26 protein-coding genes are annotated in these 24,420 nt (G+C 69.0%); 12 read left to right on the forward strand and 14 right to left on the reverse strand.

Features of this window, described 5'->3' with window-relative positions; all coding sequences use genetic code 11:
* Window positions 1–9: 9 nt before the first annotated feature.
* Window positions 10–705 carry an SDR family oxidoreductase gene (locus tag LT972_RS02385; protein ID WP_232571596.1) on the reverse strand — a complete coding sequence of 232 codons (696 nt, stop codon included), beginning with the start codon at window positions 703–705 and terminating at the stop codon, window positions 10–12.
* A gap of 75 nt (window positions 706–780) precedes the next feature.
* On the opposite strand from LT972_RS02385, the gene LT972_RS02390 reads away from it, so the two are divergent.
* Window positions 781–1,047 carry a hypothetical protein gene (locus LT972_RS02390; protein WP_232571597.1) on the forward strand — a complete coding sequence of 89 codons (267 nt, stop codon included), beginning with the start codon at window positions 781–783 and terminating at the stop codon, window positions 1,045–1,047.
* On the opposite strand, the gene carB is transcribed toward LT972_RS02390, so the two are convergent.
* On the reverse strand, window positions 1,036–4,176 hold the full coding sequence (gene carB, locus LT972_RS02395; protein WP_232571598.1) for a carbamoyl-phosphate synthase large subunit: 3,141 nt from the start codon (window positions 4,174–4,176) through the stop codon (window positions 1,036–1,038). The two genes, LT972_RS02390 and carB, sit on opposite strands and share 12 nt — an antisense overlap.
* 127 nt (window positions 4,177–4,303) lie before the next feature.
* Here carB and LT972_RS02400 point away from each other — a divergent pair, with 127 nt between their 5' ends.
* Window positions 4,304–4,744, forward strand: a complete 441-nt coding sequence (locus tag LT972_RS02400) for a hypothetical protein (protein ID WP_232571599.1) — start codon at window positions 4,304–4,306, stop codon at window positions 4,742–4,744.
* A gap of 44 nt (window positions 4,745–4,788) precedes the next feature.
* Entirely contained in the window at window positions 4,789–6,204 is a 1,416-nt protein-coding gene (locus tag LT972_RS02405) for a dihydrolipoyl dehydrogenase (protein WP_232571600.1), read from the forward strand.
* 18 nt (window positions 6,205–6,222) lie between these two features.
* On the opposite strand, the gene LT972_RS02410 is transcribed toward LT972_RS02405, so the two are convergent.
* The gene (locus LT972_RS02410; protein ID WP_232571601.1) at window positions 6,223–6,375 is read right to left on the reverse strand and encodes a DUF1059 domain-containing protein; all 153 of its coding nucleotides are present in this window, start codon (window positions 6,373–6,375) and stop codon (window positions 6,223–6,225) included.
* 163 nt (window positions 6,376–6,538) lie between these two features.
* Window positions 6,539–7,087 carry a DUF5815 family protein gene (locus tag LT972_RS02415; RefSeq protein ID WP_232571602.1) on the reverse strand — a complete coding sequence of 183 codons (549 nt, stop codon included), beginning with the start codon at window positions 7,085–7,087 and terminating at the stop codon, window positions 6,539–6,541.
* Window positions 7,088–7,184: 97 nt separating this feature from the next.
* Here LT972_RS02415 and LT972_RS02420 point away from each other — a divergent pair, with 97 nt between their 5' ends.
* The 3 genes from LT972_RS02420 to LT972_RS02430 are packed head-to-tail and all read left to right on the forward strand — an operon-like array spanning window position 7,185 to window position 9,464.
* Entirely contained in the window at window positions 7,185–8,084 is a 900-nt protein-coding gene (locus tag LT972_RS02420; protein WP_232571603.1) for an ABC transporter ATP-binding protein, read from the forward strand.
* Window positions 8,077–8,865 carry an ABC transporter permease subunit gene (locus LT972_RS02425; protein WP_232571604.1) on the forward strand — a complete coding sequence of 263 codons (789 nt, stop codon included), beginning with the start codon at window positions 8,077–8,079 and terminating at the stop codon, window positions 8,863–8,865. Before LT972_RS02420 ends, LT972_RS02425 begins: the two co-directional genes overlap by 8 nt.
* Window positions 8,865–9,464 carry a TetR/AcrR family transcriptional regulator gene (locus LT972_RS02430; RefSeq protein WP_232571605.1) on the forward strand — a complete coding sequence of 200 codons (600 nt, stop codon included), beginning with the start codon at window positions 8,865–8,867 and terminating at the stop codon, window positions 9,462–9,464. The genes LT972_RS02425 and LT972_RS02430 overlap by 1 nt, the downstream gene beginning before the upstream one ends.
* On the opposite strand, the gene LT972_RS02435 is transcribed toward LT972_RS02430, so the two are convergent.
* The 3 genes from LT972_RS02435 to LT972_RS02445 all read right to left on the reverse strand — a co-directional run bounded on the left by LT972_RS02435 (window position 9,461) and on the right by LT972_RS02445 (window position 11,790).
* Window positions 9,461–9,880: a DUF7124 domain-containing protein gene (locus LT972_RS02435; protein ID WP_232571606.1), complete on the reverse strand. Its 420-nt coding sequence runs from the start codon at window positions 9,878–9,880 to the stop codon at window positions 9,461–9,463. The two genes, LT972_RS02430 and LT972_RS02435, sit on opposite strands and share 4 nt — an antisense overlap.
* 303 nt (window positions 9,881–10,183) lie before the next feature.
* On the reverse strand, window positions 10,184–10,396 hold the full coding sequence (locus LT972_RS02440) for a hypothetical protein (RefSeq protein ID WP_232571607.1): 213 nt from the start codon (window positions 10,394–10,396) through the stop codon (window positions 10,184–10,186).
* Between the two features lie 140 nt (window positions 10,397–10,536).
* Window positions 10,537–11,790, reverse strand: coding sequence for an NAD(P)/FAD-dependent oxidoreductase (locus LT972_RS02445; RefSeq protein ID WP_232571608.1), 1,254 nt, complete (start codon window positions 11,788–11,790; stop codon window positions 10,537–10,539).
* 353 nt (window positions 11,791–12,143) lie between these two features.
* Here LT972_RS02445 and LT972_RS02450 point away from each other — a divergent pair, with 353 nt between their 5' ends.
* From LT972_RS02450 to LT972_RS02465, 4 genes are all read left to right on the forward strand, one after another.
* A complete protein-coding gene (locus tag LT972_RS02450; RefSeq protein WP_232571609.1) occupies window positions 12,144–12,977 on the forward strand; it encodes a hypothetical protein in 834 nt (277 codons plus the stop codon).
* The gene (locus LT972_RS02455) at window positions 12,974–13,480 is read left to right on the forward strand and encodes an Hsp20/alpha crystallin family protein (RefSeq protein WP_232571610.1); all 507 of its coding nucleotides are present in this window, start codon (window positions 12,974–12,976) and stop codon (window positions 13,478–13,480) included. Before LT972_RS02450 ends, LT972_RS02455 begins: the two co-directional genes overlap by 4 nt.
* Before the next feature lie 155 nt (window positions 13,481–13,635).
* The gene (locus LT972_RS02460) at window positions 13,636–13,821 is read left to right on the forward strand and encodes a hypothetical protein (RefSeq protein ID WP_232571611.1); all 186 of its coding nucleotides are present in this window, start codon (window positions 13,636–13,638) and stop codon (window positions 13,819–13,821) included.
* A gap of 45 nt (window positions 13,822–13,866) precedes the next feature.
* On the forward strand, window positions 13,867–14,442 hold the full coding sequence (locus LT972_RS02465; RefSeq protein WP_232571612.1) for a DUF6149 family protein: 576 nt from the start codon (window positions 13,867–13,869) through the stop codon (window positions 14,440–14,442).
* On the opposite strand, the gene LT972_RS02470 is transcribed toward LT972_RS02465, so the two are convergent.
* The 4 genes from LT972_RS02470 to LT972_RS02485 form a co-directional block, all read right to left on the reverse strand.
* Window positions 14,432–15,106: an MBL fold metallo-hydrolase gene (locus LT972_RS02470; RefSeq protein ID WP_232571613.1), complete on the reverse strand. Its 675-nt coding sequence runs from the start codon at window positions 15,104–15,106 to the stop codon at window positions 14,432–14,434. The genes LT972_RS02465 and LT972_RS02470 overlap by 11 nt on opposite strands.
* A 36-nt stretch (window positions 15,107–15,142) precedes the next feature.
* Window positions 15,143–16,636 (reverse strand): MATE family efflux transporter, encoded by a 1,494-nt coding sequence (locus LT972_RS02475; RefSeq protein ID WP_232571614.1) that lies wholly within the window; start codon window positions 16,634–16,636, stop codon window positions 15,143–15,145.
* Complete coding sequence (locus tag LT972_RS02480) at window positions 16,633–17,244, reverse strand: TetR/AcrR family transcriptional regulator (RefSeq protein ID WP_232571615.1); 612 nt, start codon at window positions 17,242–17,244, stop codon at window positions 16,633–16,635. The genes LT972_RS02475 and LT972_RS02480 overlap by 4 nt, the downstream gene beginning before the upstream one ends.
* A 94-nt stretch (window positions 17,245–17,338) precedes the next feature.
* Window positions 17,339–18,652 (reverse strand): NAD(P)/FAD-dependent oxidoreductase, encoded by a 1,314-nt coding sequence (locus LT972_RS02485; protein WP_232571616.1) that lies wholly within the window; start codon window positions 18,650–18,652, stop codon window positions 17,339–17,341.
* Window positions 18,653–18,753: 101 nt separating this feature from the next.
* Between LT972_RS02485 and LT972_RS02490 the strand changes: the two genes are divergently transcribed.
* Together LT972_RS02490 and LT972_RS02495 are read left to right on the forward strand one after the other, a co-directional pair.
* The gene (locus LT972_RS02490; protein ID WP_232571617.1) at window positions 18,754–20,397 is read left to right on the forward strand and encodes a sensor histidine kinase; all 1,644 of its coding nucleotides are present in this window, start codon (window positions 18,754–18,756) and stop codon (window positions 20,395–20,397) included.
* Between the two features lie 46 nt (window positions 20,398–20,443).
* Window positions 20,444–21,319 carry a homoserine kinase gene (locus LT972_RS02495; RefSeq protein WP_232571618.1) on the forward strand — a complete coding sequence of 292 codons (876 nt, stop codon included), beginning with the start codon at window positions 20,444–20,446 and terminating at the stop codon, window positions 21,317–21,319.
* A 110-nt stretch (window positions 21,320–21,429) separates the two neighbouring features.
* Here LT972_RS02495 and LT972_RS02500 read toward each other — a convergent pair whose 3' ends face one another.
* The 3 genes from LT972_RS02500 to leuC are packed head-to-tail and all read right to left on the reverse strand — an operon-like array spanning window position 21,430 to window position 24,420.
* Window positions 21,430–22,398 (reverse strand): isocitrate/isopropylmalate dehydrogenase family protein, encoded by a 969-nt coding sequence (locus tag LT972_RS02500; protein ID WP_232571619.1) that lies wholly within the window; start codon window positions 22,396–22,398, stop codon window positions 21,430–21,432.
* Window positions 22,391–22,999 carry a 3-isopropylmalate dehydratase small subunit gene (gene leuD / locus LT972_RS02505; protein ID WP_232571620.1) on the reverse strand — a complete coding sequence of 203 codons (609 nt, stop codon included), beginning with the start codon at window positions 22,997–22,999 and terminating at the stop codon, window positions 22,391–22,393. Before leuD ends, LT972_RS02500 begins: the two co-directional genes overlap by 8 nt.
* Complete coding sequence (gene leuC, locus LT972_RS02510; RefSeq protein ID WP_232571621.1) at window positions 22,996–24,420, reverse strand: 3-isopropylmalate dehydratase large subunit; 1,425 nt, start codon at window positions 24,418–24,420, stop codon at window positions 22,996–22,998. Before leuC ends, leuD begins: the two co-directional genes overlap by 4 nt.

Below are 24,420 nucleotides of genomic sequence, written 5' to 3' on the forward strand. Positions count from 1 at the left end.
GTTGGGGCGTCAGTCGTCCGGCCACGCCCAGTCAATATCGACGAGGCCGCGCGCTCGCCCCCGGAGCCCGTCCCGACTCACCACCTCGAAGGTTCGGTTCGCGGCCGCTGGCGTGTCCAGCGCGGCGACCATCAGGCGCGCCACGTCCGCCCGCGGGACGGTCCCCGAGACGGTCGCGCCGCCCTCGGCGACGAGCACGTCCCGAGTCGCCGGGGCGTCGGTGAGACCGCCCGGACGGACGATGACGTGTTCCAGCCCGCTCGTGCGGAGTTCGGCCTCGGCGCGGTTCTTTGCGTCCAGCACCGGCCACAGGAGGACGCGCATCCAGCGCGCCATCTTCGCCTTCGAGTCGCCGACGCCGATGGCGGACTCCAGCACGAACCGGTCGACGTCGGCGGCGACGCTCGCGTGCACGAGATTCCTCACGCCCCGGTCGTCCACGATGCCGCTGGCCACGAGCAGGCGCGGGTCGGGCTTGCTCCCGACCGCACACAGCACGCGGTCGACGCCGCGGACGGCGCGCGCCGCGGCGTCCCGGTTCGTCAGGTCGCCGACCGCCACGTCGTCGGCGCCGGCGTCCAGTAAGCGCTCGCGTTTGCTCGCCGAGCGCGTGGTCGCGCGCACCTCGTAGTCGGTGGCGGCGAGCGCGTCGAGCAGTCTCAGGCCGGTCCCACCGCTCGCACCCGCGACGAGGACAGTCGCCATACCGAACGGTTCGTGCTCGCCCCTCGTCGCTGTTTCCCCGAAGAACTAAATTCCGCGCGCGATACCGGAAAACCAATGTCCGAGTCGGTGTTCTCCGAGAACGCATTCACCTTCCGCGAGTGGCACGCCGTCGTCCTCGGCGGCGCAATCGGCGCGCTCGCGGCCTACCTCCCGGTCGAGGGGTTCGAGGCCGTCGGCGCCGGGCTCGCCGTGGCGTTCGCGCTCGCGGCGCTCGGCGTCTACCGGTACGGGAGCGTCGCGGGCCGAACCGTCAGAAAGGAACCGTGGTACGCGCTCGCCGGCCTCGTCGCCGCCGGCGCCGCCGTCAGGCTACTCGCCTGAGCCCCACTTCGCGTCCCGAATCGGGCGGTCGCCGACCGGCGCCACGTCCAGGTCGCCGTCGCTCGCGTCGAGACCCTCCACGAGCGCCTCGGCGGACGCCGCCGTGGAGACGTAGGCAATCTCCTCGTCCACGGCCTCGCGGAGCGCGTCGCGGTCGTCGGTCACCACGAGGTCGACCTCGCCGCGGCGAATCGCCGCGGGGACGTCCTCGAACGTCGCGAGTTCGAAGTGCTCCTCGAAGCCCTCCACGGGCAGGTCGACGACCGCGGTGCCGCCGGCCTCGGGCGCGTTGAACGCCGCGCGCTGGGCCTTCCAGTACGCCATTCCGGGGTCGCTCGCGGTGCCCATCACTTCGCCCGTGGACTTCATCTCCGGGCCCAGACGCGGGTCCGAGTTCGGCAGGCGGTCGAACGGCAACACGACCTCTTTCACGCTGTACTGCTCGGGGACGCCCTCGCTGGCGTCGAGGTCGGCGAGCGAGTGGCCCGCCATCACCTTCGCCGCGAGTTTCGCAATCGGGACGCCCGTCGCCTTCGACACGAACGGCACCGTCCGCGAGGAGCGCGGATTCGCCTCGAGGACGTACACCTCGCCGTCTTTGACTGCCAACTGGACGTTCAGCAGGCCGACGGTGTCGAGTGCGGTCGCAATCTGCTCGGCGACCTCGCGGACGCGCCCCATCGTGTCGTCGTCCAGCGAGCGCGGCGGAATCACGCACGCCGAGTCGCCGGAGTGGACACCCGCGGACTCGACGTGTTCCATCACGCCGCCGATGAGGACTTCCTCGCCGTCGCTCACGGCGTCCACGTCCAACTCGACTGCGTCTTCGAGGAACTCGTCGACGAGAATCGGCTTGTCCGGGCTGACGCGGACGGCCTCCTCCATGTAATGTTTGAGTTCGTCGTCGTCGTGGACGACCTCCATCGCGCGCCCGCCGAGGACGTACGAGGGGCGCACCAGCACCGGGTAGCCGATGTCGTGCGCGAGGTCGAGCGCTTCGTCTTCGCTGGTCGCGGAGCCGCCCGAGGGCTGGCTGATACCGAGGTCGTCCATCAGGCGGTTGAAGCGGTCGCGGTCCTCCGCGAGGTCCATCGCGTCCACGCTCGTCCCCATCACCTCGCAGTCGAGGCCGCGGCGCTCCAGTTCGGCTTCGAGCGGTTCGCCCACGTCGACGCTCGTCTGCCCGCCGAACTGCACCATCGCGCCGTCCGCGTTCGTCGCCTCCACCACGTCGGCGACCTCCTCTGCCGTGACCGGTTCGAAGAACAGGCCGTCGGAGGTGTCGTAGTCCGTGGAGACGGTCTCGGGGTTGTTGTTCACGACGTGGGCTTCGATGCCCTCCTCGCGGAGCGCGCGCACCGCGTGGACCGTGCAGTAGTCGAACTCAACGCCCTGCCCGATGCGAATCGGGCCGCCGCCGACGATGACGACACTCTCGGCGTCCCGGTCGGCCTGAATCTCGTCACGCATCGACCCGGCCGAGCGCGCCGAGTAGTAGTACGGCGTGGAGGCGGCGAACTCGCCCGCGCAGGTGTCGACCTGCTTGAACGTGCGGTCGGGCGCGTCGGCCTCGACGTCGCCCACTTCGACGGCTCCGCCGTCGCTCGCGAGGTCCGCGACCTCGGCGTTCGTGAAGCCGAGTTCGGCGGGCGTCGCGAGGTCGCCCTCGCTCGCCGCGACCGACGCCTCCGCGACGTTCTGGAAGCGCTCGAGGTACCACTCGCGGTAGTCGGTCAGGGCGTTGACTTCCTCGACGGTGTAGCCGCGCTCGAACGCCTCGAACACCGCGTACGGGCGGTCCGGCGTCGGCGTCTCCAGGTAGTCGGCTTCGAGCTCGTCGTCGCTGACCTCGGCCCACTCCACGTCCGGGTCGTACTCCGAGGAGCGAAGCGCCTTCAGCAGGGACTCCTCGAACGTCCGCCCGATGGCCATCGCCTCGCCCGTGGACTTCATCGCCGTGGAGAGTTCGAAGTCCACGTCCGGGAACTTGTCCTTGGGCCATCTGGGGACTTTCGTCACGATGTAGTCGATTGCCGGCTCGAAGGCGGCGGTGGTCTCGCCCGTAATCTCGTTCTCTATCTCGTGGAGGCGCTTCCCGAGTGCCACCTTCGCGGTGACGCGGGCGATTGGGTAGCCGGTCGCCTTCGACGCGAGCGCAGAGGAACGAGAGACGCGCGGATTCACCTCGACGACGCGGTACTCGCCGCCGGGCGTGCCGTCGTCGCGCCACGCGAACTGGATGTTACACCCGCCCTCGATGCCCAAATCGCGGATGACTTCGAGCGCGGCGTCCCGCATCTCCTGGTGGCCCTTGTCGGGGATGACCTGCGACGGCGTGACGACCGTGGACTCGCCCGTGTGGATGCCCATCGGGTCGATGTTCTCCATGTTGCAGATGATGACGGTGGAGTCGCCGGCGTCCCGCATCACCTCGTACTCCAGTTCCACCCAGCCAGCGATGGACTCCGTGATGAGGACCTCGCTGTTCCGTGAGAGCCGGAGGCCCTTGCGAACGCGCTCGTACAGTTCCTCGATGTCTTCGACGACGCCCGACCCGGAGCCGCCGAGCGTGTACGTCGTCCGGGAGATGACGGGGAGGCCGCCGACCGCGTCGACGGCGTCGTCCACGCGGTCGCGGAGCGCGTCCTCGTCTAGGTCGGTGGTCGTCTCGTCGTCGTCGAGGACGATGGTGGTGGACTTGGGGACCGGCTGTCCCAACTCCTCCATGCGCTGGCGGAACAGGTCGCGGTCCTCGGTGGCGTAAATCGTGTCGAGTGGCGTCCCCATCACGTCCACGTCGTACTCGTCTAAGACACCCTCCTCGGCGAGTTCGGCGGTGACGTTGAGGCCGGTCTGTCCGCCGAGGCCGGCGATGACGCCGTCGGGGTTCTCTGTTGCGATGACCTCCGCGATGGCCTCGGTCGTGATGGGTTCGATGTACACCGCGTCGGCCATCTCGGGGTCGGTCATGATGGTCGCGGGGTTGGAGTTGACGAGCACGACTCGGACGCCCTCTTCCTGGAGGGCGCGACACGCCTGCGCGCCCGAGTAGTCGAACTCCGCCGCCTGTCCGATTTGAATCGGTCCGCTCCCGATGAGCAGTACCGTCCGGTCGTCGTGCTCAGACATTGCTTGTCCGTGGAGAGTTCGCTCATCGTAATAAGTCCGGCGGAACTATGCGACCTACGAAACTCAATTACGAATATCGAAACTCTCGGAACGACGGAACTTTGCGCGAGCCGGCGAACCGAGGCGCATGCACCGACGCACACTGCTCACCACCGCCGCGGCTGGAACGACTGCCGCGCTCGCCGGCTGTCTCGGCGGCTCCGGCGGCGACGGCGACGCGCCCGACTCGGACGCGAACCCCCGCGACCTGCTCCCGACGGCCCCCGACGGCTGGACGCGCAGCGACGTCCAACAGCAGTCCGCCGGCATGGTCGGCGCGGAAGCCGGGTTCGGCGCGAGTTACCACACCGCCGAAGACGTCCGGTACGCCGTCGAAGTCCTGCGCTGGCCGTCCTCGGGGGACGCGAACAGCGAAGCGCCCGACGTCTACGACAGTTGGCCGGTGCTCGTCACCACCGGAAACTTCAGTTTCGCCGGGAAGGGACCGGACGTCGGCGCCGTCGAGACGCTCCTCGGCGAGTCCTCGGCGCTCACCGTCGAGTACGTACAGAAAAACGACCAGAACTGACGGGCGCGCTAGCGCTCTTGACCCCTGGCGTGGTATGTAATGGCATGGACGAGTTCGACTTCCTCGTCGTCGGCTCCGGCTCAGGACTGACCGTCGCGAACGCCGCCGCGAACCGCGGCCAGTCGGTCGCCGTCGTTGAGAAGGGGCGACTCGGCGGCACCTGCCTGAATCGCGGCTGTATCCCGTCGAAGATGCTCCTCTACCGCGCGCACGTCCTCGAAACCGTCGAGCGCGCGGGCGACTTCCACGTCGACGCCGAGGTTCGGGGCGTCGACTTCGAGACCATCGTGCGCGAGGTCAACGACGAGGTCCACGGCGAAGCCGACGGCATCCGGCGCGGCCTCCGCTCGTCGGACCGCCACCGCCTCTACGAGGGCGAAGCGCGGTTCGTCGGCGAGCGCGAACTCGCGGTCGTGGACGGCCCCGACGAGGGCGCGCACCTGCGGGCCGACACCGTCCTGATAGCGTCGGGGACCCGGCCCGCGATTCCGACCGTCGACGGCATCGAGGACGTGGACTACCTCACGAGCACCGAGGCGCTCCAGCTGACGGCGCCGCCCGACCGCCTCGTCGTCGTGGGCGGCGGCTACATCGCCGCCGAACTCGGGCACTTCTTCGGGACGTTCGGGAGCGACGTGACAATCGTCGGGCGGCGCCCTCACCTCCTCCCCGAAGCCGACCGCGAAGTCGGCGAGGCGTTCACGGAGCGCTACGCCGACCGCTTCGACGTCCACGCCGGCCACGCCGCCACCGCCGTCTCAGAGGCTGACGGCGAGGTGACAGTCGAAGCGCGGCCCTACGAGTACGGCGAGGGCGTCGACGAGACCGCGGACCCGGTGACGGCGACCGGGGACGCCCTCCTCGTCGCCGCCGGCAGACGCCCGAACACGGACACCCTCGACGTGGCGGCGGCGGGCGTCGAGACGGACGACGAGGGGTTCGTGGAGACGGACGACCACCTCCGCACCACCGCGGACGGCGTCTGGGCGCTCGGCGACGTGGTCGGCGAGTACCTCCTCAAGCACAGCGCGAACCACGAGGCCCGCGCCGTCGTCCGCAATCTGTTCGGCGACCCCGCGCCCGTCGACTACACCGCGATGCCCTTTGCCGTCTTCGCGTCCCCCGAAGTCGCCGGCGTCGGCGCGCGCGAACAGGACCTCGACGGGCGCGAGTACGCCACGAACACGTACCGATTCGAGGACACCGCGCGCGGGAACGCGATGCAGACCGAGGGGTTCGTGAAGGCCATCGTCGCGCCGGACGGCGAGATTCTCGGCTGTCACGTTCTCGGTCCGGGCGCCTCGACGCTAATCGAGGAAGTCGTCGTCGCGATGAAAGCCGGGTCGGGGACGGTGCGTGACCTCCGCGAGTCGGTTCACGTCCACCCCGCGCTCTCGGAAGTCGTCCAGCGCGCGTTCGCGGGGCCGTTCGCGCACGGCGACGGCCACCGTCACGCGTGACCGGCCCGCGTCGCAGAATCAGACCGTCTGCATGCCGTCTCGCACGTCGCCGCGCGAGACGTTCATGTCGTGCATGTCGTCGGCGTGCGTTCGCACGATGTCGATGAGTTCGTCCTCGTTCTCGGACCGTACCTGGAACTCGCAACTGCCGCAACTGTATTGGTGGGCCATGGGTGGAACGCCCGCAATCGGGCGTCCGCGTAGTCGCGGCGAATCCGGATAGTTATAGACAGACACAGGCGAGTACGCCGGTCTTACGCCCGTTTTGGATTCGATTACGCCGCCGCTCGCGTCGCTCGCGGGACTCACCGAGTTCGACTCGTCGTCCGCCCGCTCACGCGGGCGTATCGTACTCGTCCTCGAACTCTCGTGCTTCGCGGTACTCGTCGACGAACTCCGTCACGTCGAACTCCAGCATCTGGTCCTCGAACTCCGATTTCGACTGCTCGGTCTCGGCGTGGCTGACGGCGTGGTCCATCAGTTCCACCACCAACTCCACGACGACCTCGTGGAGGTCGCGGGCGTCCATCTCGGTCACCCACAGCAGCGCGTAGCCGACGCTCCCGTTCTCGGCGGCGTCGACGGCCACCACGTCCTCGGGCAGTTGCTCCATCACGGCGCCCATCAGGTGCGGGGTGCCGAACTCGTCGAACTCGTCGTCCTCGGCGGGCGTAATCGCTTCCTTCAGGACGCCGACGATGGACTCGGGGAAGAACCGCGACGGCGGGTGCATGTCCATCACGACGGCGTGGGTGCCGCCACACGAGCACGCGTACTCTCGCATCCCGAGGTCGAAGTCCTGCACGTGGGCCTGCTCGCCGCAGGGGAGGTCGACCCAGTCGTCGTCTTCCTCTTCGGTGCCGGGGACGCGCGGTTCGGTCATCACCACGCGGTTGGCCGCGCCGGCGGTTAAGCCCCCCGGAACCCGAGATGAACGAACGAGCGAAACGTTCATCTATTCAGTCTGCGAGCGTTCGGGCATGGCCGCCATAGAAATCGAGTCGCTCACCAAGCAGTACGGCGACGTCACCGCCGTCGACGACCTCTCGTTTTCCGTCGAGGATGGCGAGGTGTTCGGCTTCCTCGGGCCGAACGGCGCCGGGAAGACCACCGCGATTCGCACGCTCCTCGGGATGCAGGCGCCGACCGACGGGTCGGTGGCCGTCCTCGGGCGCGACACCACCGTCGAGGACGAGCGCCTCGACGCGCTCGCCGACACCGGCTTCCTCCCGTCGAACCCCCGATTCGACGAGCAGGCGACCGGCCGCGAGGTCCTGGACCTCCACGAATCCCTGAAGGGCGGCAGCCGGCGCGAGGAACTCCTCGAGTTGTTCGAACCGCCCCTCGACCGGAAGATTCGCGCGTACTCCACGGGGAACGTCCAGAAACTCGGCATCGTGCAGGCGTTCATGCACGACCCCGACGTGGCCGTCATGGACGAACCCACGTCCGGCCTCGACCCCCTCCTCCAGGAGCGATTCAACGAGTTCCTGCGCGGGGAACGCGACCGCGGCGTCACCGTCCTGTTCTCCAGTCACGTCCTCAGCGAGGTGCGACGCATCTGCGACCGCGTCGCCGTCATCCGCGAGGGGAAACTGGTCGCCGTCGAGGACGTGGAGACGCTCCTCGACCGGAGCGGGAAGGTCGTGCGCGTGCGAGCGAACGGCGACCTGCCCGACGACGCTTTCGACGTGCCCGGCGTCGCCGACGTGACGCGGCGGAACGGCGACGGCACCACGCACGTCTCGTTCACGTACACGGGCGACGTGGACGCGCTCGTGGACGAACTCGACCGGCACTCGCTGGTCGAACTCGACGTCGAGGAGGCGCCCCTCGAAGACGTCTTCCTCCAGTTCTACGGGGGTGAGGCGAGTGCTTGAGTTGGCCGCGTACGGCGCCCGGAAGCGACTGAAGGGCGCCCTCGCGCTCTCGCTCGGCCTCTCCGCGTTCAGCGGCCTGTACGCCGCGTTCTTCCCGTCGGTGACGGAGGGCATTGACCTCGACCAGTACACCGAGACGCTCCCGCCCGTCTTCGTGGAGGCCTTCGGCCTGAAGTCGCTGGGCACCATCGAGGGCTTTCTCGCCACCGAACTCTACCAGTTCGCGTGGGTCATCCTGCTCGGCCTCTACCTCGCGTACAGCGCCGCGTCCCTGATTGCGGGCGACGTTGAGACCGGACGCATGGACGTCCTGCTCTCGCTTCCCGTGTCGCGGGCGCGCCTCGTCGGCGAGCGCTTCCTCTCGCTCGCGCCCGGCATCCTCCTCGTCAACGCCGTCGTCGCGGCGGTGACGTGGACGGCGACGCGCGCCATCGGCTACCCAGTCGGCGCGGTGGACTTGCTCGTCGTGCACGCGCTCTCGCTCCCGTACCTGTTCGCGTGCGCGGGCGTCGGCCTCGCCTTCAGCGTCGCCGCGGACCGCGCGAGCGTCGCCCAGCGCGGCGCCGCCGCCACCGTCTTCGCCCTCTTTCTCGTGGAGACGCTCGTTTCGAGCACCGACTACGCGTGGGCCGGCGCAATCGCGCCGATGCGGTACTACGACCCCACTGCCATCCTCGTCGACGGCGTCTACGACTTCGTCGGCGCCGGGATTCTCGCGGTCGCGACGCTCGCGCTCGTCGCCGTCAGCCAGTGGCACTTCGCGCGGAGGGACGTGAACTGATGGCCGGATTCAGCGACGGCGAACGCGAGCGCATCCGGGCCGCCCTGCTGGACGCCGGGAGCGAGCTGTTCGCGCGCTACGGCCTCGACAAGACGACGGTCGGCGAACTCGCGGACGCCGCGGGCATCGCCACGGGGTCGTTCTACACGTTCTTCGACTCGAAGGAACGCCTCTACTACGAGGTGCTGATGGAGCGCGCGGAGGACGCGTTCGCGCGCATGACCGCCGCCGTCGAGGCCGCCGACGGCCCCGAATCCGGGACGCGCGCGTTCCTCCGCGAAGCCATCGCCATCGTGGAGGAGGACCCGCTGATTCGGAATCTCGTCTACGGGAACGAACGCGAGCGCTTGCTGCGTGCCATCTCCGACGAGGAAATCGAGGCGACCAAAGAGCGGAAGGTGGCGTTGCTCGCGCCGTACGTCGAGCGCTGGCAGGATGAGGGCGTCGTGCGCTCGGGCGACCCGGAGACGCTCGCGCTCGCCGTCCAGAGCGCTGGCTTCGTGGTCGCGCATCGCGACGAGTTCGGGAGCGAGGAAGAGTACGAGGCCGTGCGGGACGCGCTCGTCGACCTCGTGGCGGCGGGGCTGGCGTCGCCCTAGGGCCAGTCGTCGCGGACCGGTTCCTCGGTCGCTTGTTCCTCGTCGGCGTCCTCGGCGAGTTCCCAGTCGGCGGCCTCGGCGGCGTCCTCCAGCGGGAGGTACTCCCAGTCGACGGCCTCCGCGAGTTCGCGGTCCTCGTCGCTCGTGCCGACGAAGACGTGGCGCTCGGTGTCGAACTGGCCTTTCACGGATTCGAGGCTCTCCTCTTTACCCTTCGGCCCGGAGAAGAAGTCCTGTCGGATGCGGCGCTTGCGCGTGAAGTTCGTGACGACGTACGTGGGTTCGTCGGAGACGACGCCGACGTACTCGGTCCACTGGCGCGCGCCGGCGAACGCGGTGCCGGGCTTCGCGAGTTCTCGGAGCGCCGACAACTCGAAGGCGAGGGTCATGTCCGTGCTCCCCCCAGACTGATTCATGCGAGAACGTCGGGCGCGAACGGGAAAAACGGCTTCGGTTGGCGGAAACGCCGGCGTTCGGGATTTGTCAATCTCCGCCTGGTCGTCCCTCCGTCCGACTGTAACTGATTGGTCGGCCGGCAGGCGGGTGGACAGAAAGGGGCGAGGCTGTGGACGACGGCGGGCGACGCAAGCACTGGAACGAGCGAAGCGAGTGAAGGGCGCAGCGAGCCCTCCGAGTCCACAACCTCGGGGCTTTCGGGCCGTTGCCGTCGGTAACGACGGATACCGTGGAAAGGAGGAAAAACCCCGGACTGTGCCCCGTTACTGTGCGATGTCGACGCGGTAGTAGCCGGTGAACCGTACGACTTCGCCGTCCGTGAAGGCGTCCGCGGCGGCTTCGGGGATGGCGCCTTCGTCGCCGTGGACGGCGTCGTGGAGTGCGTTCTGTGCGTCGTCGTCGAGTTCGTCGAAGTGCCGGACCGCGTTGTCGGCGGTCACGGTCACCGTCTCTGTGGCTTCGATAGTCGGGTGCATCTGTTCACCGGCACCAATTGTGCCATGCTACCGTATACCACGGTTGGTGATAAAGATTGTGCCGACGGCAGTATCTGGCAGGCGACCGCGAAAACGGCGCAAACGACGGCGAGAAACGCTGGCGCTGGCAGGGCGCGAGTCTACTGTTCGCTCGGAATCGCGAGTTCGTCGAGTTCGAAGTTCTCCTGCAGGAGGACGTCCTGCTGGTCGGCGACGACGGCCTCGTCCTTGATGAGCTGCTTGTACTTGGACTGGGGCGCGAGGTTCCCGATGAGCACGCCACCGATGAGCTTGCCGTCCTTGAACGTCAAGCGGCGCCACTCCGTGTCGCTGTACTTGCGCTCGCAGGACTCGTCGCCCATCGTCGGGAAGCCAAACGAGAGGAACGGGAAGTCGAAGTGCGTAATCGAGTACGACGACACCCAGCGGAACGGCTCGACTTCGACGTCGTAGCCCGCGTCCTTGAGCATCGTCTTGCCCGCGAGCGCGCCCTGCTGTTTCGCGGAGCCCCACGAACCGTTCTGCGCGCGCTCGTCCATGATGGTGTCCCAGTACTGGGTGATGTCACCGGCCGCGTAGACGTCCTCGACGTCGGTCCGCATGTACTCGTCCACGTGGACGCCGTTGTCGATGGTCGCCTCCGTGTCCTGGAGAATCTCGACGTTGAAGTCGAGGCCGATGGCGACGCCGACGAACTCCGACTCGTGGCGGTCGCCGTTCCCGTCGACCGTCGCGACGACCTCGCCGTCGTCGTTCGTCTCGAAGTGGTCGGCGCCGGACTCGAAGACCGGCTCGACGCCCTTCTCGCGCAGGCCGTCGTGGATGATTTCCGCGCCCTCCTCCGACAGCGCGTACCGCCACCAGCGGTTGCCGCGCATCAGGTACTTCGCGTCCACGTCCTGCCCGCCGCAGATGGCCGCGAGGTCGATGCCGAGCAGACCCGCACCGACGACGACGCCCGTGTCGGCTTCCTCGGCGTGCTCGCGGATGCCGCGAGCGTCCTGGAACGTCCAGAAGTGGTGGACGCCCTCCGCGTCGGAGTTCTCGACCGGCAACTGGTTCGGCGTGCCGCCCGCCGCGACCAGCAGTTTGTCGTACTCGATTTCGTCGCCCTCGTGGGTGCGGACGACGTGGGCGTCCGGGTCCACGTCCGTGACGAGCGTGTTCAACTGGATGTCGATGTCGCGCTCGTCGTACCAGTCGGGGTCGTGGATGGAGATGGGCGCCTCGGGGAGTTTCCCCTTCGCGAACTCCTTGATGAGAATGCGATTGTACAGGGTTTCACCCTCGTCGGTGACGACGGTGATGTCGACGTCGGAGGCCTCCTCGCGGAGGGCTTCGGCGGCGGAACTGCCAGCGATGCCGTCGCCGATTATCACGTACGACTCGCTCATACTCGGAGTGATGCCTTCGGGGTTAAAGTGGATTGCTATCTCCTCGGCGCGCCGAATCCGGGCGACTGGCGCCCGCGACGCCCGCTGTCCGGTCGGCGTGATGCCGGCTAACCACTCGTTAGTCGTGGGTCCGACTGCCAATCGCCCAGCGAGTAGGTGTGACTTTCGACGACTAGGGGCGTCCGGGGCGCCGCGAGGGGCGAGCCTACGCAGTCGGAAGGCGTGCCCACGCCTCCCAGTAATTCGACGTTAGACGCGCTCGGAGTGCTGAATTCGCGTAAACTATCGGCGCAGTTTATCTGCAATCCCGTCGATGATTCGTCTGTCCCGGACCATCCGGGGCTGACGCACACATGTACGAGCAGTCACCGCTCCAACAGCCGTCGCTATCGTCACTCGAACAGTTCGGCCGGTCGCAGGCCGCGGGCGCACAGGAGTACGCCCAGCAGGGCGCCGGACAGTCCCAGCAGCCACAGCAGTTCGCGGGCGTCCAGCAGCCACAGACCCAGCAGTACGCACAGCAGTCGCCGATTCAGCAACCGACCGCCCAGCAGTACGCACAGCAGCCGACCGCCCAGCAGTCGCCGATTCAGCAGGCACAGCCCCCGCAGGCCGTACAGACACAGCCACAGCAGACGCCGGTCCAGCAGCCCCAGCAGACACAGCCCCAGCAGTTCGGCGCGCCGAGCCAGATTCTCGGCCAGCAGCCGACCGCCCAGCAGTTCCAGCAGCCGCGGCTGCCGTCCCAGTTCGGGAGCATCGGCGCGCAGTCGACGTGGGCGCAGTCCCAGCAGCCGCAGTTCCAGCAGCCACAGCCCACCCCGCAGGTCGGACAGTCGTCACAGCAGACGGGACAGGCCCAGCAGATTCCGGTTGGGTCGGTTCCCTCCGAGTCACCACAGCAGATTCCCGTCGAACACGGCCAACACGCCGCCCAGCAGACCCCGTGGCAGTCCTTCGGCCAACACGAACTCACCCGGCAGAGCGTCGAGATGGCGGACACACCGACGCTCGCGGACGCCCTCGCGCGCCGGCTCGGGCTGACCAGCCAGCAGCTCGCACAGGTGCTCCCGCAACTCGGCGCCGCGCTCGGCGCGCCGACACACGGACAGCAACTCGGCGTCGCGAGCCAGGCGGCGATGCCCCAGCAGGGACCGACGCCGATTCAGCCCGGCATCCAGCAATGAGTTACGACCCCCAGTGGCCCAACGGGTCGCCGTACGCGGCGTTCGGCGGCGTCGGCGGCCAGCCGCCGGTCGGGCCCGCTGGCCCGGTCGGCCCCGCCACGCCAGCGGGACAGTCGGGCGTCCCGTCGGGCGCCGCGCCCCAACAGGGCGAACAGGTCGAGGCGCGTCCGCCGGCCGCGATTCCGATGGTGGACATCGTGGAGTCCGCTGACGAACTCGTGGTGCGTCTCGACGCGCCGGGCTTCGAGGAGGACCAGATCGAGATACACGCGGACGCGAACAACCTGTTCGTGACCGCCGACCGCTCCCAGCAGCCGGGGTTCGACCCCGAGCGCGGCGAGCGCGCGCTGCTCTCCGAGCGCCCGATGCGACTGGAGCGAACTATCTCGCTTCCGGCGCACATCGACCCGGAGCAGGCCACTGCGACCCACGAGAACGGCGTCTGCAAGATCGTCGTCCAGAAGGACGACGAGGACCGTCGCCACGAGATCGGCTTCCAGTAGCCGTCACGCGGTAATCCCCGCTTTCGACGCTTTTCGCGCTCTATAACCTCGGATTTGTCGCCGCGTCTTCAGTTGCCGAAACGGTCTTAAGCGACTGGTGCTACCACCTCTCATAGACCGATAGTCGCGGCTTACCGCGGCGCGGCGACTGCCAGATGTCAGCGCAAAACTACAAACTCGTCACGGAACTCGTTCGCCCCGGCGACCACCTCGACTGCCCACGGGACTCCCAGCCGGTCGTCGAACCGAGCGCCCGCCCCGGATTCCTCCGCGTCACCTACCTCAAGCCGGTGACACGCGTCCCGTTCGAGGACGACTCGCCGGTGACCTACGTCGACTGAGCCGGCGTCGGGACGTTCTTTGTCGTTGGCCTCGTAGCGCCGGGCATGAAACTCCGTCAGAACGTCCGGCACTTCGCGTCCCGGAAGGCCCTCGAGCTCCCCGGCGTTCGGAACGTCGTCCGCCCGAAACTGGTCGACCTCCACGTCGGCATCTTCGGCGACAAAGCCCCGGAAGCCGACCGTCCGGAGCGCGAAGAACACCTGGAAGGCTTCTTCGACGCGACGATGGACATGTACCTCGCCGCGCTCAACGAGGGGTACACCGAGGCCGAGGCCCGAGAGACCACCCACATCGTCGCGAACTTCGACTTCTACAACCACGGCTGGGCGGAGATGATGGAGTTCCCGCCAGCGGAACTGTCCGAGCACTACGAGCGCTACGCCGACTTCTTCGACCGCCACGGCGTCAGCATCGACGACCCGCTCGGGGAGTTCCGACCGGAGGACGGCATTCCCGACGCGCCCACCACGCCCGAGCGCCTCGACGACGCGGACTTCGAGAACGCGGACGCGGGCTACGAGGACGACGTCTACGTCGAGACGGAGGACGGCGATGTCCAGCGCGGCGACGTCGAGGAGCCCGAGGACGTGGACGCCGAGGACAGTCCGTTCACCGACTGAGTCGCACGAGCGCTTCGCGGCCCCGCGCCCGCAGCGGGTCGCCGTGTCCGACACACGCCACCTCGAAGTCGGGCGCGCGGTCGAGGACGCGGCGGATGCTCTCCGCTACTTCGTCGGTGTCGTACGAGAGGAGCGCTGGCGACGGCTCGAGTTCGCCGCCGTCCTCGCGCACGAGGTCGCCGAGCATCGCGGTCTCCAGTCCCTCGTGGACGAAGACGGTGTGGCCGGGCGTGTGACCGGGCGCGTGAATCGCCTCGAAGCCGCCGATTCGGTCGCCGTCGTCGACGGCGCGTATCGACGCCCGCACGGACGGCACGAGGACGCCGGTGAGCCGCTGGAACACCCCTTTCCGGTTGTCCCACGGGGGTTTCCGGCGGCCCGCGAGCACGTCGGCGTCGCGCGCGCCGCAGTACACCTCGACGTCGCCCGCGCCGTCCAGCAGGGAGCGCAGGCCGCCGACGTGGTCGAGGTCGTAGTGCGTGACGAGCACGCGGTCGACGTCCCGCATCGAGAACCCCGCGACTTCGAGTTGGCGGCGTATCTCGCCGGCCTGCCACGGCATCCCCGCGTCGACGAGCGTCAGCGCGTCGCCGTCCTCCACGAGGTACGCGTTCACGCCCCTGAGGGCGAGATGCCAGACGCCCGGTCGGAGTTCCGCGGTCATACGTGGACGTTCGGCGGCGCGCCGTTTAGCCCTTCGCTAGTCGTCGACCGCCTCCGGGTCGCCGTCCACGTCCGGCGTCGGGCCGGGGCCGGGCGTCCCCGGTCCCTCGACGACGCTGTCTTTCCACGTCCCGCGCGTGAACCACGCGAACGCGACGATTGCGGTGGCGACGTTCGAGAGCGCGGTCGCCCAGAACACGCCCGCTGCGCCCATGTCGAAGTACGCTAGGAGGACGTACGCGGGCGGCACGCGGAACACCCACAGCGAGAGGATGGTGAACACCATCGCCGTCCGGGTGTTCCCGCTCCCGCGGAACGCGGACGCCGTCACGCGGTAGATGCCGAGGAAGAGGAACGACGGCGCGACGATGTAGAGGTACTCCGCGCCGATGGCGATGACGTTCGGTTCGCCGGGGATGAACACGCCGACGATGGTCTCGGCGTACGTGAACGCGACCACCGCGACGCCGGCGAGGACGACGGCGATGAGGCCGGACGCGTAGTACACCGCGCGCTCGGCGCGTTCGGCCTTCTCCGCGCCGAGGTTCTGACCGACGATGGTCGCCGTCCCCTGTGCGAGGCCGATGGCCGGCAGGAACACCAGCGAGTTCAAGCGGTTGCCGATGCCGAACGCGGCGACGGCGTCGTCGCCGGCGAGCGCGACGATGGCGGTGAGGACGGTGACGCCGAGCGCGCGCGTCGACTGGTCGATGCTCGCGGGCGCGCCGATGGTGACGATCTTCTTCACCGTCTCCTTCTTCAGGTAGAGGTCCTCGCGGGAGATGGTGATGCCGAGCCGACCCGAGAACAGCCACGCGAGACCGACGACGGCGCCGATGCCTCGGGAGAGGACGGTGGCGATGGCGGCGCCCTGCACGCCGAACCCGGCGAACCCGGTCGCCGCGTACAACTGCTCTTGGAGGCCGCCGAGGCCGAAGACCGTGAACAGGAGGTTGTCCTGGAACCCGAGGACGAGAAACGGGTCGATGACGACGTTCAACACGACCCCGAAGAACATCAGGTACATCGGCGTCTTCGTGTCGCCCCAGCCGCGCAACAGCGCCTGGAACATGAAGAACCCGAACATGAAGAACACGCCGAGGAGGATGGTGCGGACGTACTCGACGGCGAGCGTGTACTCGGTGGAGCCGGGCGCCGCGCCGATGAGTCCCACGAGCGTCGGCGCCGCGAGGTAGCCGACGACGGAGAGCGCGACCGAACACAACACGACGAACGCGATGGTCTGTCCGGCGACGTGGTTCACGCGGTCGTGGTTGCCCGCGCCCTTGTTCTGCGAGACGAGTGCGGTGCCGGCGACGGAGAAGCCGCCCGCGACGCTGATGACGAGGAAGACGATGGGCCACGCGTAGGAGAGCGCGCTCACGGGCGCCTGCCCGAGTTGCCCGACCCAGAAGGTGTCCGCGAGGTTGTACGCCACCTGCATGAGCTGGCTGGCGACGATGGGCAGCGACAGCACGAGCAGGGGTTTGAGGAGGTCGCCGTCGGTGAGGTTGACGTCGCGTGCGCTCATTCGTCGCCCTCCGCGTCGACAGTCAGCGGGTCGAGGACGTGTTCGACGAGGGCGTCGTGGACGACCTCGGGCGTGTCGTCTTCGAGGACGACGCGTTCGGTGCGCGCGCCGTCCATCGCGGCGAGCACGAGGCGCGCCGTCGCGTCCGGGTCGACGTCGCGGAAGTCGCCGGCGTCGACGCCGGCGCGCACGATGTCGGCGACGTGGTCGCGCATGAACTGTTCGTTGCGCGCGAGTTGTTCGCGGTACGCGTCGTCGTAGGGCGCTTGGGCCTGCAGTTCGAGGAGCGCGGTGGCGAACGCCCAGTCCTCGTCGTCGCTGTCCACGAGGCCGCCCGCGACGAAGTTCCGGAGGCGTTCGGCGGGCGGTTCGTCCTCGTGTTCGGCGGCGCGTTCTTTCCCGCGCTCGATGAGGTGTTCGAGGAACGCGACGAGCAGGTCCTGTTTGGTGTCGTAGTGGTAGTGAAGCAGGCTCTTGGACTTCTCCGCCTCGTCCGCGATGTCCTGCATCGTGAGGGCGGCGAACCCGTGGTCGAGGAGGGCGCGGTAGGTCGCACCCATGATGTCCTCGTGGGCCTCGGGGGCCGTCGAGGAGTCGCTGTCGCTCATTGACTGACTGGTTAGTCAGTCGGTGGTTAAGAGGTTTCGACCGGCGAACCGGTTGCCGGGGAACTCCAGGCCCACTGCCGAGAAAACGACTGCGTTACTCCGCGTCCGTCGCCGCGTCCGCCGCCTCGTAGCCCGCGACGATGCCGCCGTTCAGCGAGCGCTCGGGGTACTGCGCGCGACTCGCCATCCCCGCGTAGTAGACGCCCTCGTGGCCCTCGCCGGCGAGGTCGTAGGGAATCACCATGTCGAGGTAGCCGCGCTCGTAGACGGGCGCCGTCCGGGGGTTCCGGAACGTCTCCACCCAGTTCACGTGCGAGCGGTCGAACTCGGGGAACAGGTCCTCGATGCCCGACAGCCAGTGGTCGCGGACCTCCTCGTCGCTCATCTGCCAGACCTCGTCGTCGCGGCTCTGCACGTACTTCGGGACGTACAGCAGGTGTTCGCCGCCGTACCGCTTCTCGCTGATGAAGTTCGTGTGCTCGATGAGCGCGCCGAACGGCGCGTCGTCCGCGATGTTCAGCCAGTACGTGTCGGTGAGCGACCGGTCCATGCTCACGATGGAACAGACGGTCCCCTGGAACGTGATGTCACACTCGTAGCCCGTCAGGTCTTCGAGGACGTTCGGCATCGCCGCGACCACCACGCCGTCGGCGTCCAGCGTCTCGCTCCCGTCCTCGCGCTCGACGGTGACGCCCGCCACGCCGTCGTCGCCGCGGTGAATCTCGGTCACGCGCGTCCCCGTCTCGATGACGTCGCGGCCCACGTCCTCGACCATCGCGTCCAGCAGGCGCCCGAATCCCCCGTCGAGGTAGCCCAATGGTTCGCCGCGCAGCAGGTCGCGTTCGCCGCGGAACTTGATGCGGCCGAGCAGCCACGCGGCCGACACGTCGTCCATTCGCTCCCCGAACTTCGCCTCCAGCAGCGGTTCGAAGAACTGCTCGTAGACGCCACGGGTCGTGTGGTCAACGAGGAACTCCTCGATGGGGACGTCCTCGAAGTCCTCCAGATTCTCGTAGGTGTCGAAAGAGGGCACGCCGCCGCGAACGTCGATTTCCTGCGTGAGCATCGCGAGGCGGAACGTGTCGTAGAGGCTCATGTGCGGGAACGCCAGAATCTCCCACGGCTTGTCCATCGGGTGGACCGTGCCGTCGACGTAGTACGCGTTCTTCCCGATTGGCCACCGCAGGTCGTCGCCGAGACCGAGTTCCTCCAGCACGTCGACGATGGTCTCCTCGGAGGCGGAGAGGTGGTGGTAGAACTTCTCGATGGGGTCGCCCGCGGTCTCCCGGGTCGCCGCGAGGCCGCCCACCTGCTCGGACGCCTCGAAGACGCGCGCCTCGACGCCGCGGGACTGGAGGCGGCGCGCGGCCGCGAGGCCCGCGATACCGCCGCCGACGATGGCAATCATGGCCACAGGTCGGGCGGGACTCCGGGTTAGCGTTACGGTCCGCCGGCGAACGGGCCGACGGCCGACACGCCTTTTACAACGACACTCCTTCGGCTGGTAGGATGGCGCTGCAGGTGACGCCCTACACGTTGCCGCTCGCAGTCTGTGGCGTGGCGTTCGTCGCCGTGAGCGTGCGCCTTGCGCGCCGCACCGACGACCGCTCGTCGGCCACGTTCCTCGCGGTGCCGCTGCTCGCCGCCACCGCGGTGTGGACGCTCGGCTACGCCGCCGAACTCTCGGCCACGACGAGAGCGACACAACTGCTCTTCGCGCGCGTCCAGTACGTCGGCAACGCGTTCACGCCGCTGCTCTGGTTCGGGTACGTCCTCGCCTACGTCGGGCATGCGGACGCGGTCGACCGCCGGTGGTGGGCGGCGCTTGCCGTTCCGCCGGTCGCTGTCGTCGCGCTCGCGGTCACGTACCCCGCGACCGACCTCCTCTGGACGAGCGTCGAAACCGTGCGCACCCGCGACTTCGCCGTGCTCGTCACCGACCACGGCGTCCTCTTCTACGCGTTCATCGCGTACGTCTACTCGCTCGTCGCCGCCACGACGGTTCTCCTCGCGCGCCGAGTGCGGAACGCACGCGGCCTCTACCGGCGGCAAGCCCTCGCCTTGCTCGCCGGGTCGCTCGCGCCCGCGCTCGCCGGCATCGTCTACGTCGCCGGCGCCAGCCCCGTGCCCGGCCTGAATCTCCCGGCGCTCGCGTTCGTCGTCACCGGGTTCGTCGTCCTGTGGAGCGCCCAGCAGTCCGGCCTGTTCACCGTCGAACCGGTCGCGTGGGAGACCGCCGTCGGCCAACTCGACGACCCGGTGTTCGTCGTGGACACCGAGCACCGCGTCGTCGCCGCGAACGACGCCGGTCGCTCGTTCACCGACGTCACGGTCGGTCAACCGGCCGCCGACGCGCTCGGCGACGTGTTCGACGAACCGTACTGGAGCCGGCCCGGTGACCACGAATTCGGCGCACACAAGGACGGCGCAACGCGCGTCTACGACCTCTCGGTGACGCCCGTCGAACGGCGCGGCACCCACCTCGGGAACGTCCTCGTGATGCGTGACGTGACTGAACGCTACCGCCGCGAGGAGCGCTTAAGTGAGTTCGCGAGCGTCGTCAGCCACGACCTCCGGAACCCCCTGAACGTCGCGCGTGGCCACCTCGAACTCGGCCGCGAGACCGGCGACGACGACCACTTCGCGGAGACCGACGAGGCCCTCGAACGCATGGAGCGCATCATCGAGGACTTGCTCACGCTCGCCCGCGAGGGCGAGTCCGAACCCGACGGCGAGGAGCGCTCGCTCGCCGCGACGGCGCGCACCGCGTGGACCGTCGCCGACTCGCTGGACGCCGACGCCCGCCTCGAAATCGGGGACGACCGGACCCTCGTCGCCGACGAGACCGCGCTCCTCCGGTTGCTGGAGAACCTCTTCCGGAACAGTGCGGAACACGGCTCGGTCGAGGACCGGGACGAACCGGTGACGGTGACGGTCGGCGCGACCGACGACGGCTTTTTCGTCGCCGACGACGGCCCCGGCATCCCCGCCGAGGAACGCGACACCGTCTTCGACCGCGGGTACACGACGAGCGAGGACGGGACCGGGTTCGGCCTCGCCATCGTCAGCGCCGTCGCCGAGGCACACGACTGGAGCGTCGCCGCCTCCGAGAGCGACAGCGGCGGCGCGCGCTTCGACGTCACCGTCGAATAATCGGTCGTCCGCTACCCTTTTCTCCCACCCCACGCTACGACGTGGCATGATTGCCGTTCGCGCGCCGGCGACCAGCGCCAACCTCGGGAGCGGATTCGACGTGTTCGGGGTGGCCCTCGACCGGCCCGCGGACGTCGTTCGCGTCGAACGCGCCGCGGAGACCACCATCGAGGTGACCGGCGCGGGCGCCCAGTACATCCCCGAAGACCCCGCGAAGAACACCGCCGGCGTCGTCGCCGCCGAACTCGGCGCGCCCGCACACATCCGCATCGACAAGGGCGTCCGCCCCTCCTCCGGGCTCGGGTCGTCGGCGGCGAGCGCCGCCGGCGCGGCCGTCGCGCTCGCGGAACTGTACGACCGCTCGCTCTCAGACGAGGAACTCGTCAGAATCGCCGCCGAGGGCGAGGCGGCGGTCTCCGGCGACGCCCACGCCGACAACGTCGCGCCCGCCATCCTCGGCGGCTTCACCGTCGTGCGCGACGACGGCATCGAGCGCGTGAACGCCGACCTCTCGCTGGTCGCCTGCCTCCCCGACATCGTCGTCTCCACGCGGGACGCCCGCGGCGTCGTCCCCGACTCCGCCGCGATGAGCGACGTGGTGGACACGGTCGGGTCCGCGGCGACGCTCGTCCTCGGCATGTGCCGGAACGACCCCGAGCGCGTCGGCCGCGGCTTCGAGGAGCACGTCGTCACGCCCGCTCGCGCCGCGCTCGTGGACGGCTACGCGGACGCCTGCGACGCCGCGCGCGACGCGGGTGCGACCGGCGTCACGGTCAGCGGCGCCGGCCCGGGCGTCCTCGCCGTCTGCCGGGAGCGCGACCAGAAGCGCGTCGCCGGCGCGCTCGTCGGCGGCTTCGACGACGCCGGCGTCGACGCGACGGCGTACCGCACGACCGTCGGCGACGGCGCCACGATTCTCTGACGAAGATTCAAAAGGCAGGACGGGACCACCGTCGCGCGTGACCTGACGACTCGACCGCGGCGGCGAGCGGGAGCGTGGCACACCGCCGCGGACGGCGCCGAACCCACCTGCTAGCCCAACTGCGCGAGCAACGCGTCCCGCATCTCCTTGGTGGACGCCTCGCCGCCAACGTCGGGCGTCCGCGGCCCCTCCGCGAGCACCGTCTCGACCGCGGAGCGAACGCGCTGTCCCTCGTCGTCGTGGCCGAGGAACTCCAGCAGCATCGCGGCCGACAGCACCGTCGCCGCCGGGTTCGCGACGCCCTCGCCCGCGATGTCCGGCGCTGAGCCGTGAACCGGCTCGAACAGCCCGCGCTCCGGCCCGAGATTCGCCGACGGCAGCAATCCGAGGCCGCCGACGAGACCCGCGGAGAGGTCCGACAGCACGTCGCCCGCGAGGTTCGGACACACCACCACGTCGTAGTCCTCGGGGGACTGCACGAGATGCATCGCGAGCGCGTCCATCAGTGCGTCCTCGGTCGGCACGTCGTTCCCCTCGGCCACGTCCTCGACGGTCTGCTTGAACAGGCCGTCCGTCTCCCGCATCACGTTCGCTTTGTGCGCGACCGTGAACCCCTCGGGCGCGTAGTCGCACGCGAACTCGGCGAGTCGCGCCGACGCCTCGCGCGTCACCACGCGCGTCGTCGTCGTCACGCCGTCCGCGAGCGTCGCCTCGTGGCCCGCGTACACGCCCTCCGTGTTCTCCCGCAGGAACACGAGGTCGGTGTCGGGCTGGAGCGCGTCCACGCCCGGGTACGTGCGCGCCGGCCGCACGTTCACGAACGAGTCCACCGCGCTCCGAAGCGGCAACACCACGTCGGCGGCCGTCTCGCCCGCCGCGCCGAACAGCGTCGCGTCCGCCGCCGCGGCGGCCTCGCGGGTCTCCTCGGGGAGCGGGTCGTCGGTCTCCGCGGCGACCGCGTCCCCGGCGTCCGCGTGTACGAACGAGAAGTCGCCGACCGCGTCGAGGACGTCCACCGCGACCGGAACGACCTCCGCGCCGATGCCGTCGCCGGGGACGACTGCTATCTCCTCAGACATCGGTGTAGGGGAGATTCGCAGCGGTCTCGGCCACGGCGTCGGCGTTCGACCCCATCAGCGCGGTCGTGTCCCAGACGCCGTCGACGAGCGCGCGGTGCTGGGCGTCGTCCATGTCCGCGTCTATCGTGGTGTCGCCGTACCGGACTTCCTCGTTCACGACGTCCACCTCGACGTCGCCGTCGGGGTTCTCCGCAATCCAGTCCTGGAGCGCGCGCACGTCCTCGGCGTCCGCGGTGACCGTCGGGATGCCGAGCGCGAGGCAGTTCCCCGCGAAGATTTCGGCGAACGACTCGCCCACGACGGCGTCGATGCCCCACCGCATCAGCGCCTGTGGTGCGTGCTCCCGCGAGGAGCCACAGCCGAAGTTTGCGTTCACCGCGAGCACGGACGCGCCCTGGTACTGCGGTTCGTTGAACGGGTGGGCTTTCGGTTCGTCATCGTCGTCGAAGCGCTGGTCGAAGAACGCGAACTCGCCGAGCCCGTCGAACGTGACGACTTTGAGGAAGCGCGCCGGAATTATCTGGTCCGTGTCGATGTCGTTCCCGCGCACGGGCACGCCCGCCCCGGTGACTTCGGTGACGGTGTCGGCGGGCCCGCTCATGCTTCCACCTCCGGGCGGCGCTCCAGTTCGCGCACGTCCGTCACTTCGCCGGTGACCGCCGCGGCGGCGACCATCGGCGGACTCATCAGGACGGTGCGGCCGTCCTTCGACCCCTGCCGCCCGACGAAGTTCCGGTTCGACGAGGACGCACAGCGCTCGTCGCCGACCAACTGGTCTTCGTTCATGCCGAGGCACATCGAACAGCCGGCGCCCCGCCAGTCGAAGCCGGCTTCCTCGAACACCTCGTCCAAGCCTTCGGCTTCGGCGGCGCGCTTGACGCGCTGGCTGCCGGGGACGACCATCGCGCGCACGTCGTCGTGGACCTCGCGGCCGCGAACGATTTCGGCGGCCTCGCGGAGGTCCGGCAGGCGCGCGTTCGTGCAACTGCCGAGGAACGCCACGTCGATGGGATAGCCGTCCATCGTGTCGCCGGGGTCGACTTCCATGTGGGCTTGTGCGCTCTCGGCGACCTCGCGGTCCTCCGCGGGGAGGGCCTCGGGGTCTGGAATCGGCTCCGAGATGCCGACGCTCTGTCCGGGCGTCGTCCCCCACGTCACGGTCGGTTCGAGGGCGTCGCCGTCGATTTCCACCACGTCGTCGTAGGTGGCGTCGCCGTCCGAGCGAATCGACTCCCAGTACTGCTTGAGTTCCTCGAATGCGTCGCCCTCGGGCACCTCGTCGCGGCCCTCCAGGTAGTCGTAGGTGGTCTCGTCGGGTTCGACGTATCCCGCGCGAGCGCCGCCCTCGATGCTCATGTTGCAGATGCTCATCCGGCCCGCCATGTCCATCTCGCGGACCGCGGGGCCGCCGTACTCGTAGACGTAGCCGACGCCGCCGTCGGTGCCGAGTTCCCCGATGACGGCGAGAATCACGTCCTTCGGCGTGACGCCGTCGCCGAGTTCGCCCGTCACCTCGATGCGGCGGACCTGCTGTTTCTCCATCGCGATACAGCCCGTGGCGAGCACGTCCCGAATCTGGGACGTGCCGATGCCGAACGCGAGCGCGCCGAACGCGCCGTGGGTCGCGGTGTGGGAGTCCCCGCAGACGATGGTCATTCCGGGTTGCGTGAGGCCCTGTTCGGGGCCGACGACGTGGACGATGCCCTGTCGGCCCGTCGTCGGGTCGTCGAACTCGATGCCGGCGTCGCGGACGTTCGCTTCGAGTTCGCTCATCATCTCCTCGGCGGCGTCGTCGCCGTACGGCCGGCTCTGGTCGGCGGTCGGGACGATGTGGTCGACGGTGGCGTGCGTCCGCTCGGGGTACGCCACGTCGAGGCCGCGCTCTTCGAGCATCCCGAACGCCTGCGGGCTCGTCACCTCGTGGACGAGGTGGAGGCCGACGAACAACTGGGTCTGTCCGGTCGGCAGTTCGGTGACCGCGTGTTCGTCGAAGACCTTGTCGTACAGCGTGCCCTCGCTCAT

Source organism: Halobacterium litoreum (assembly GCF_021233415.1).
Classification (GTDB): Archaea; Halobacteriota; Halobacteria; order Halobacteriales; family Halobacteriaceae; genus Halobacterium; species Halobacterium litoreum.

Coding starts and splice junctions, on each gene's coding strand:
- carB (WP_232571598.1), bottom strand. CDS start 4,176: ATGTCTGAGCACGACGACCGGACGGTACTGCTCATCGGGAGCGGACCG.
- LT972_RS02400 (WP_232571599.1), top strand. CDS start 4,304: ATGCACCGACGCACACTGCTCACCACCGCCGCGGCTGGAACGACTGCC.
- LT972_RS02410 (WP_232571601.1), bottom strand. CDS start 6,375: ATGGCCCACCAATACAGTTGCGGCAGTTGCGAGTTCCAGGTACGGTCC.
- LT972_RS02500 (WP_232571619.1), bottom strand. CDS start 22,398: ATGTCTGAGGAGATAGCAGTCGTCCCCGGCGACGGCATCGGCGCGGAG.
- LT972_RS02480 (WP_232571615.1), bottom strand. CDS start 17,244: ATGAGCGACAGCGACTCCTCGACGGCCCCCGAGGCCCACGAGGACATC.
- LT972_RS02445 (WP_232571608.1), bottom strand. CDS start 11,790: ATGAGCGAGTCGTACGTGATAATCGGCGACGGCATCGCTGGCAGTTCC.
- LT972_RS02440 (WP_232571607.1), bottom strand. CDS start 10,396: ATGCACCCGACTATCGAAGCCACAGAGACGGTGACCGTGACCGCCGAC.
- LT972_RS02385 (WP_232571596.1), bottom strand. CDS start 705: ATGGCGACTGTCCTCGTCGCGGGTGCGAGCGGTGGGACCGGCCTGAGA.
- LT972_RS02430 (WP_232571605.1), top strand. CDS start 8,865: ATGGCCGGATTCAGCGACGGCGAACGCGAGCGCATCCGGGCCGCCCTG.
- LT972_RS02450 (WP_232571609.1), top strand. CDS start 12,144: ATGTACGAGCAGTCACCGCTCCAACAGCCGTCGCTATCGTCACTCGAA.
- leuC (WP_232571621.1), bottom strand. CDS start 24,420: ATGAGCGAGGGCACGCTGTACGACAAGGTCTTCGACGAACACGCGGTC.
- leuD (WP_232571620.1), bottom strand. CDS start 22,999: ATGAGCGGGCCCGCCGACACCGTCACCGAAGTCACCGGGGCGGGCGTG.
- LT972_RS02420 (WP_232571603.1), top strand. CDS start 7,185: ATGGCCGCCATAGAAATCGAGTCGCTCACCAAGCAGTACGGCGACGTC.
- LT972_RS02495 (WP_232571618.1), top strand. CDS start 20,444: ATGATTGCCGTTCGCGCGCCGGCGACCAGCGCCAACCTCGGGAGCGGA.
- LT972_RS02415 (WP_232571602.1), bottom strand. CDS start 7,087: ATGACCGAACCGCGCGTCCCCGGCACCGAAGAGGAAGACGACGACTGG.
- LT972_RS02490 (WP_232571617.1), top strand. CDS start 18,754: ATGGCGCTGCAGGTGACGCCCTACACGTTGCCGCTCGCAGTCTGTGGC.
- LT972_RS02470 (WP_232571613.1), bottom strand. CDS start 15,106: ATGACCGCGGAACTCCGACCGGGCGTCTGGCATCTCGCCCTCAGGGGC.
- LT972_RS02390 (WP_232571597.1), top strand. CDS start 781: ATGTCCGAGTCGGTGTTCTCCGAGAACGCATTCACCTTCCGCGAGTGG.
- LT972_RS02405 (WP_232571600.1), top strand. CDS start 4,789: ATGGACGAGTTCGACTTCCTCGTCGTCGGCTCCGGCTCAGGACTGACC.
- LT972_RS02460 (WP_232571611.1), top strand. CDS start 13,636: ATGTCAGCGCAAAACTACAAACTCGTCACGGAACTCGTTCGCCCCGGC.
- LT972_RS02435 (WP_232571606.1), bottom strand. CDS start 9,880: ATGAATCAGTCTGGGGGGAGCACGGACATGACCCTCGCCTTCGAGTTG.
- LT972_RS02475 (WP_232571614.1), bottom strand. CDS start 16,636: ATGAGCGCACGCGACGTCAACCTCACCGACGGCGACCTCCTCAAACCC.
- LT972_RS02465 (WP_232571612.1), top strand. CDS start 13,867: ATGAAACTCCGTCAGAACGTCCGGCACTTCGCGTCCCGGAAGGCCCTC.
- LT972_RS02455 (WP_232571610.1), top strand. CDS start 12,974: ATGAGTTACGACCCCCAGTGGCCCAACGGGTCGCCGTACGCGGCGTTC.
- LT972_RS02485 (WP_232571616.1), bottom strand. CDS start 18,652: ATGATTGCCATCGTCGGCGGCGGTATCGCGGGCCTCGCGGCCGCGCGC.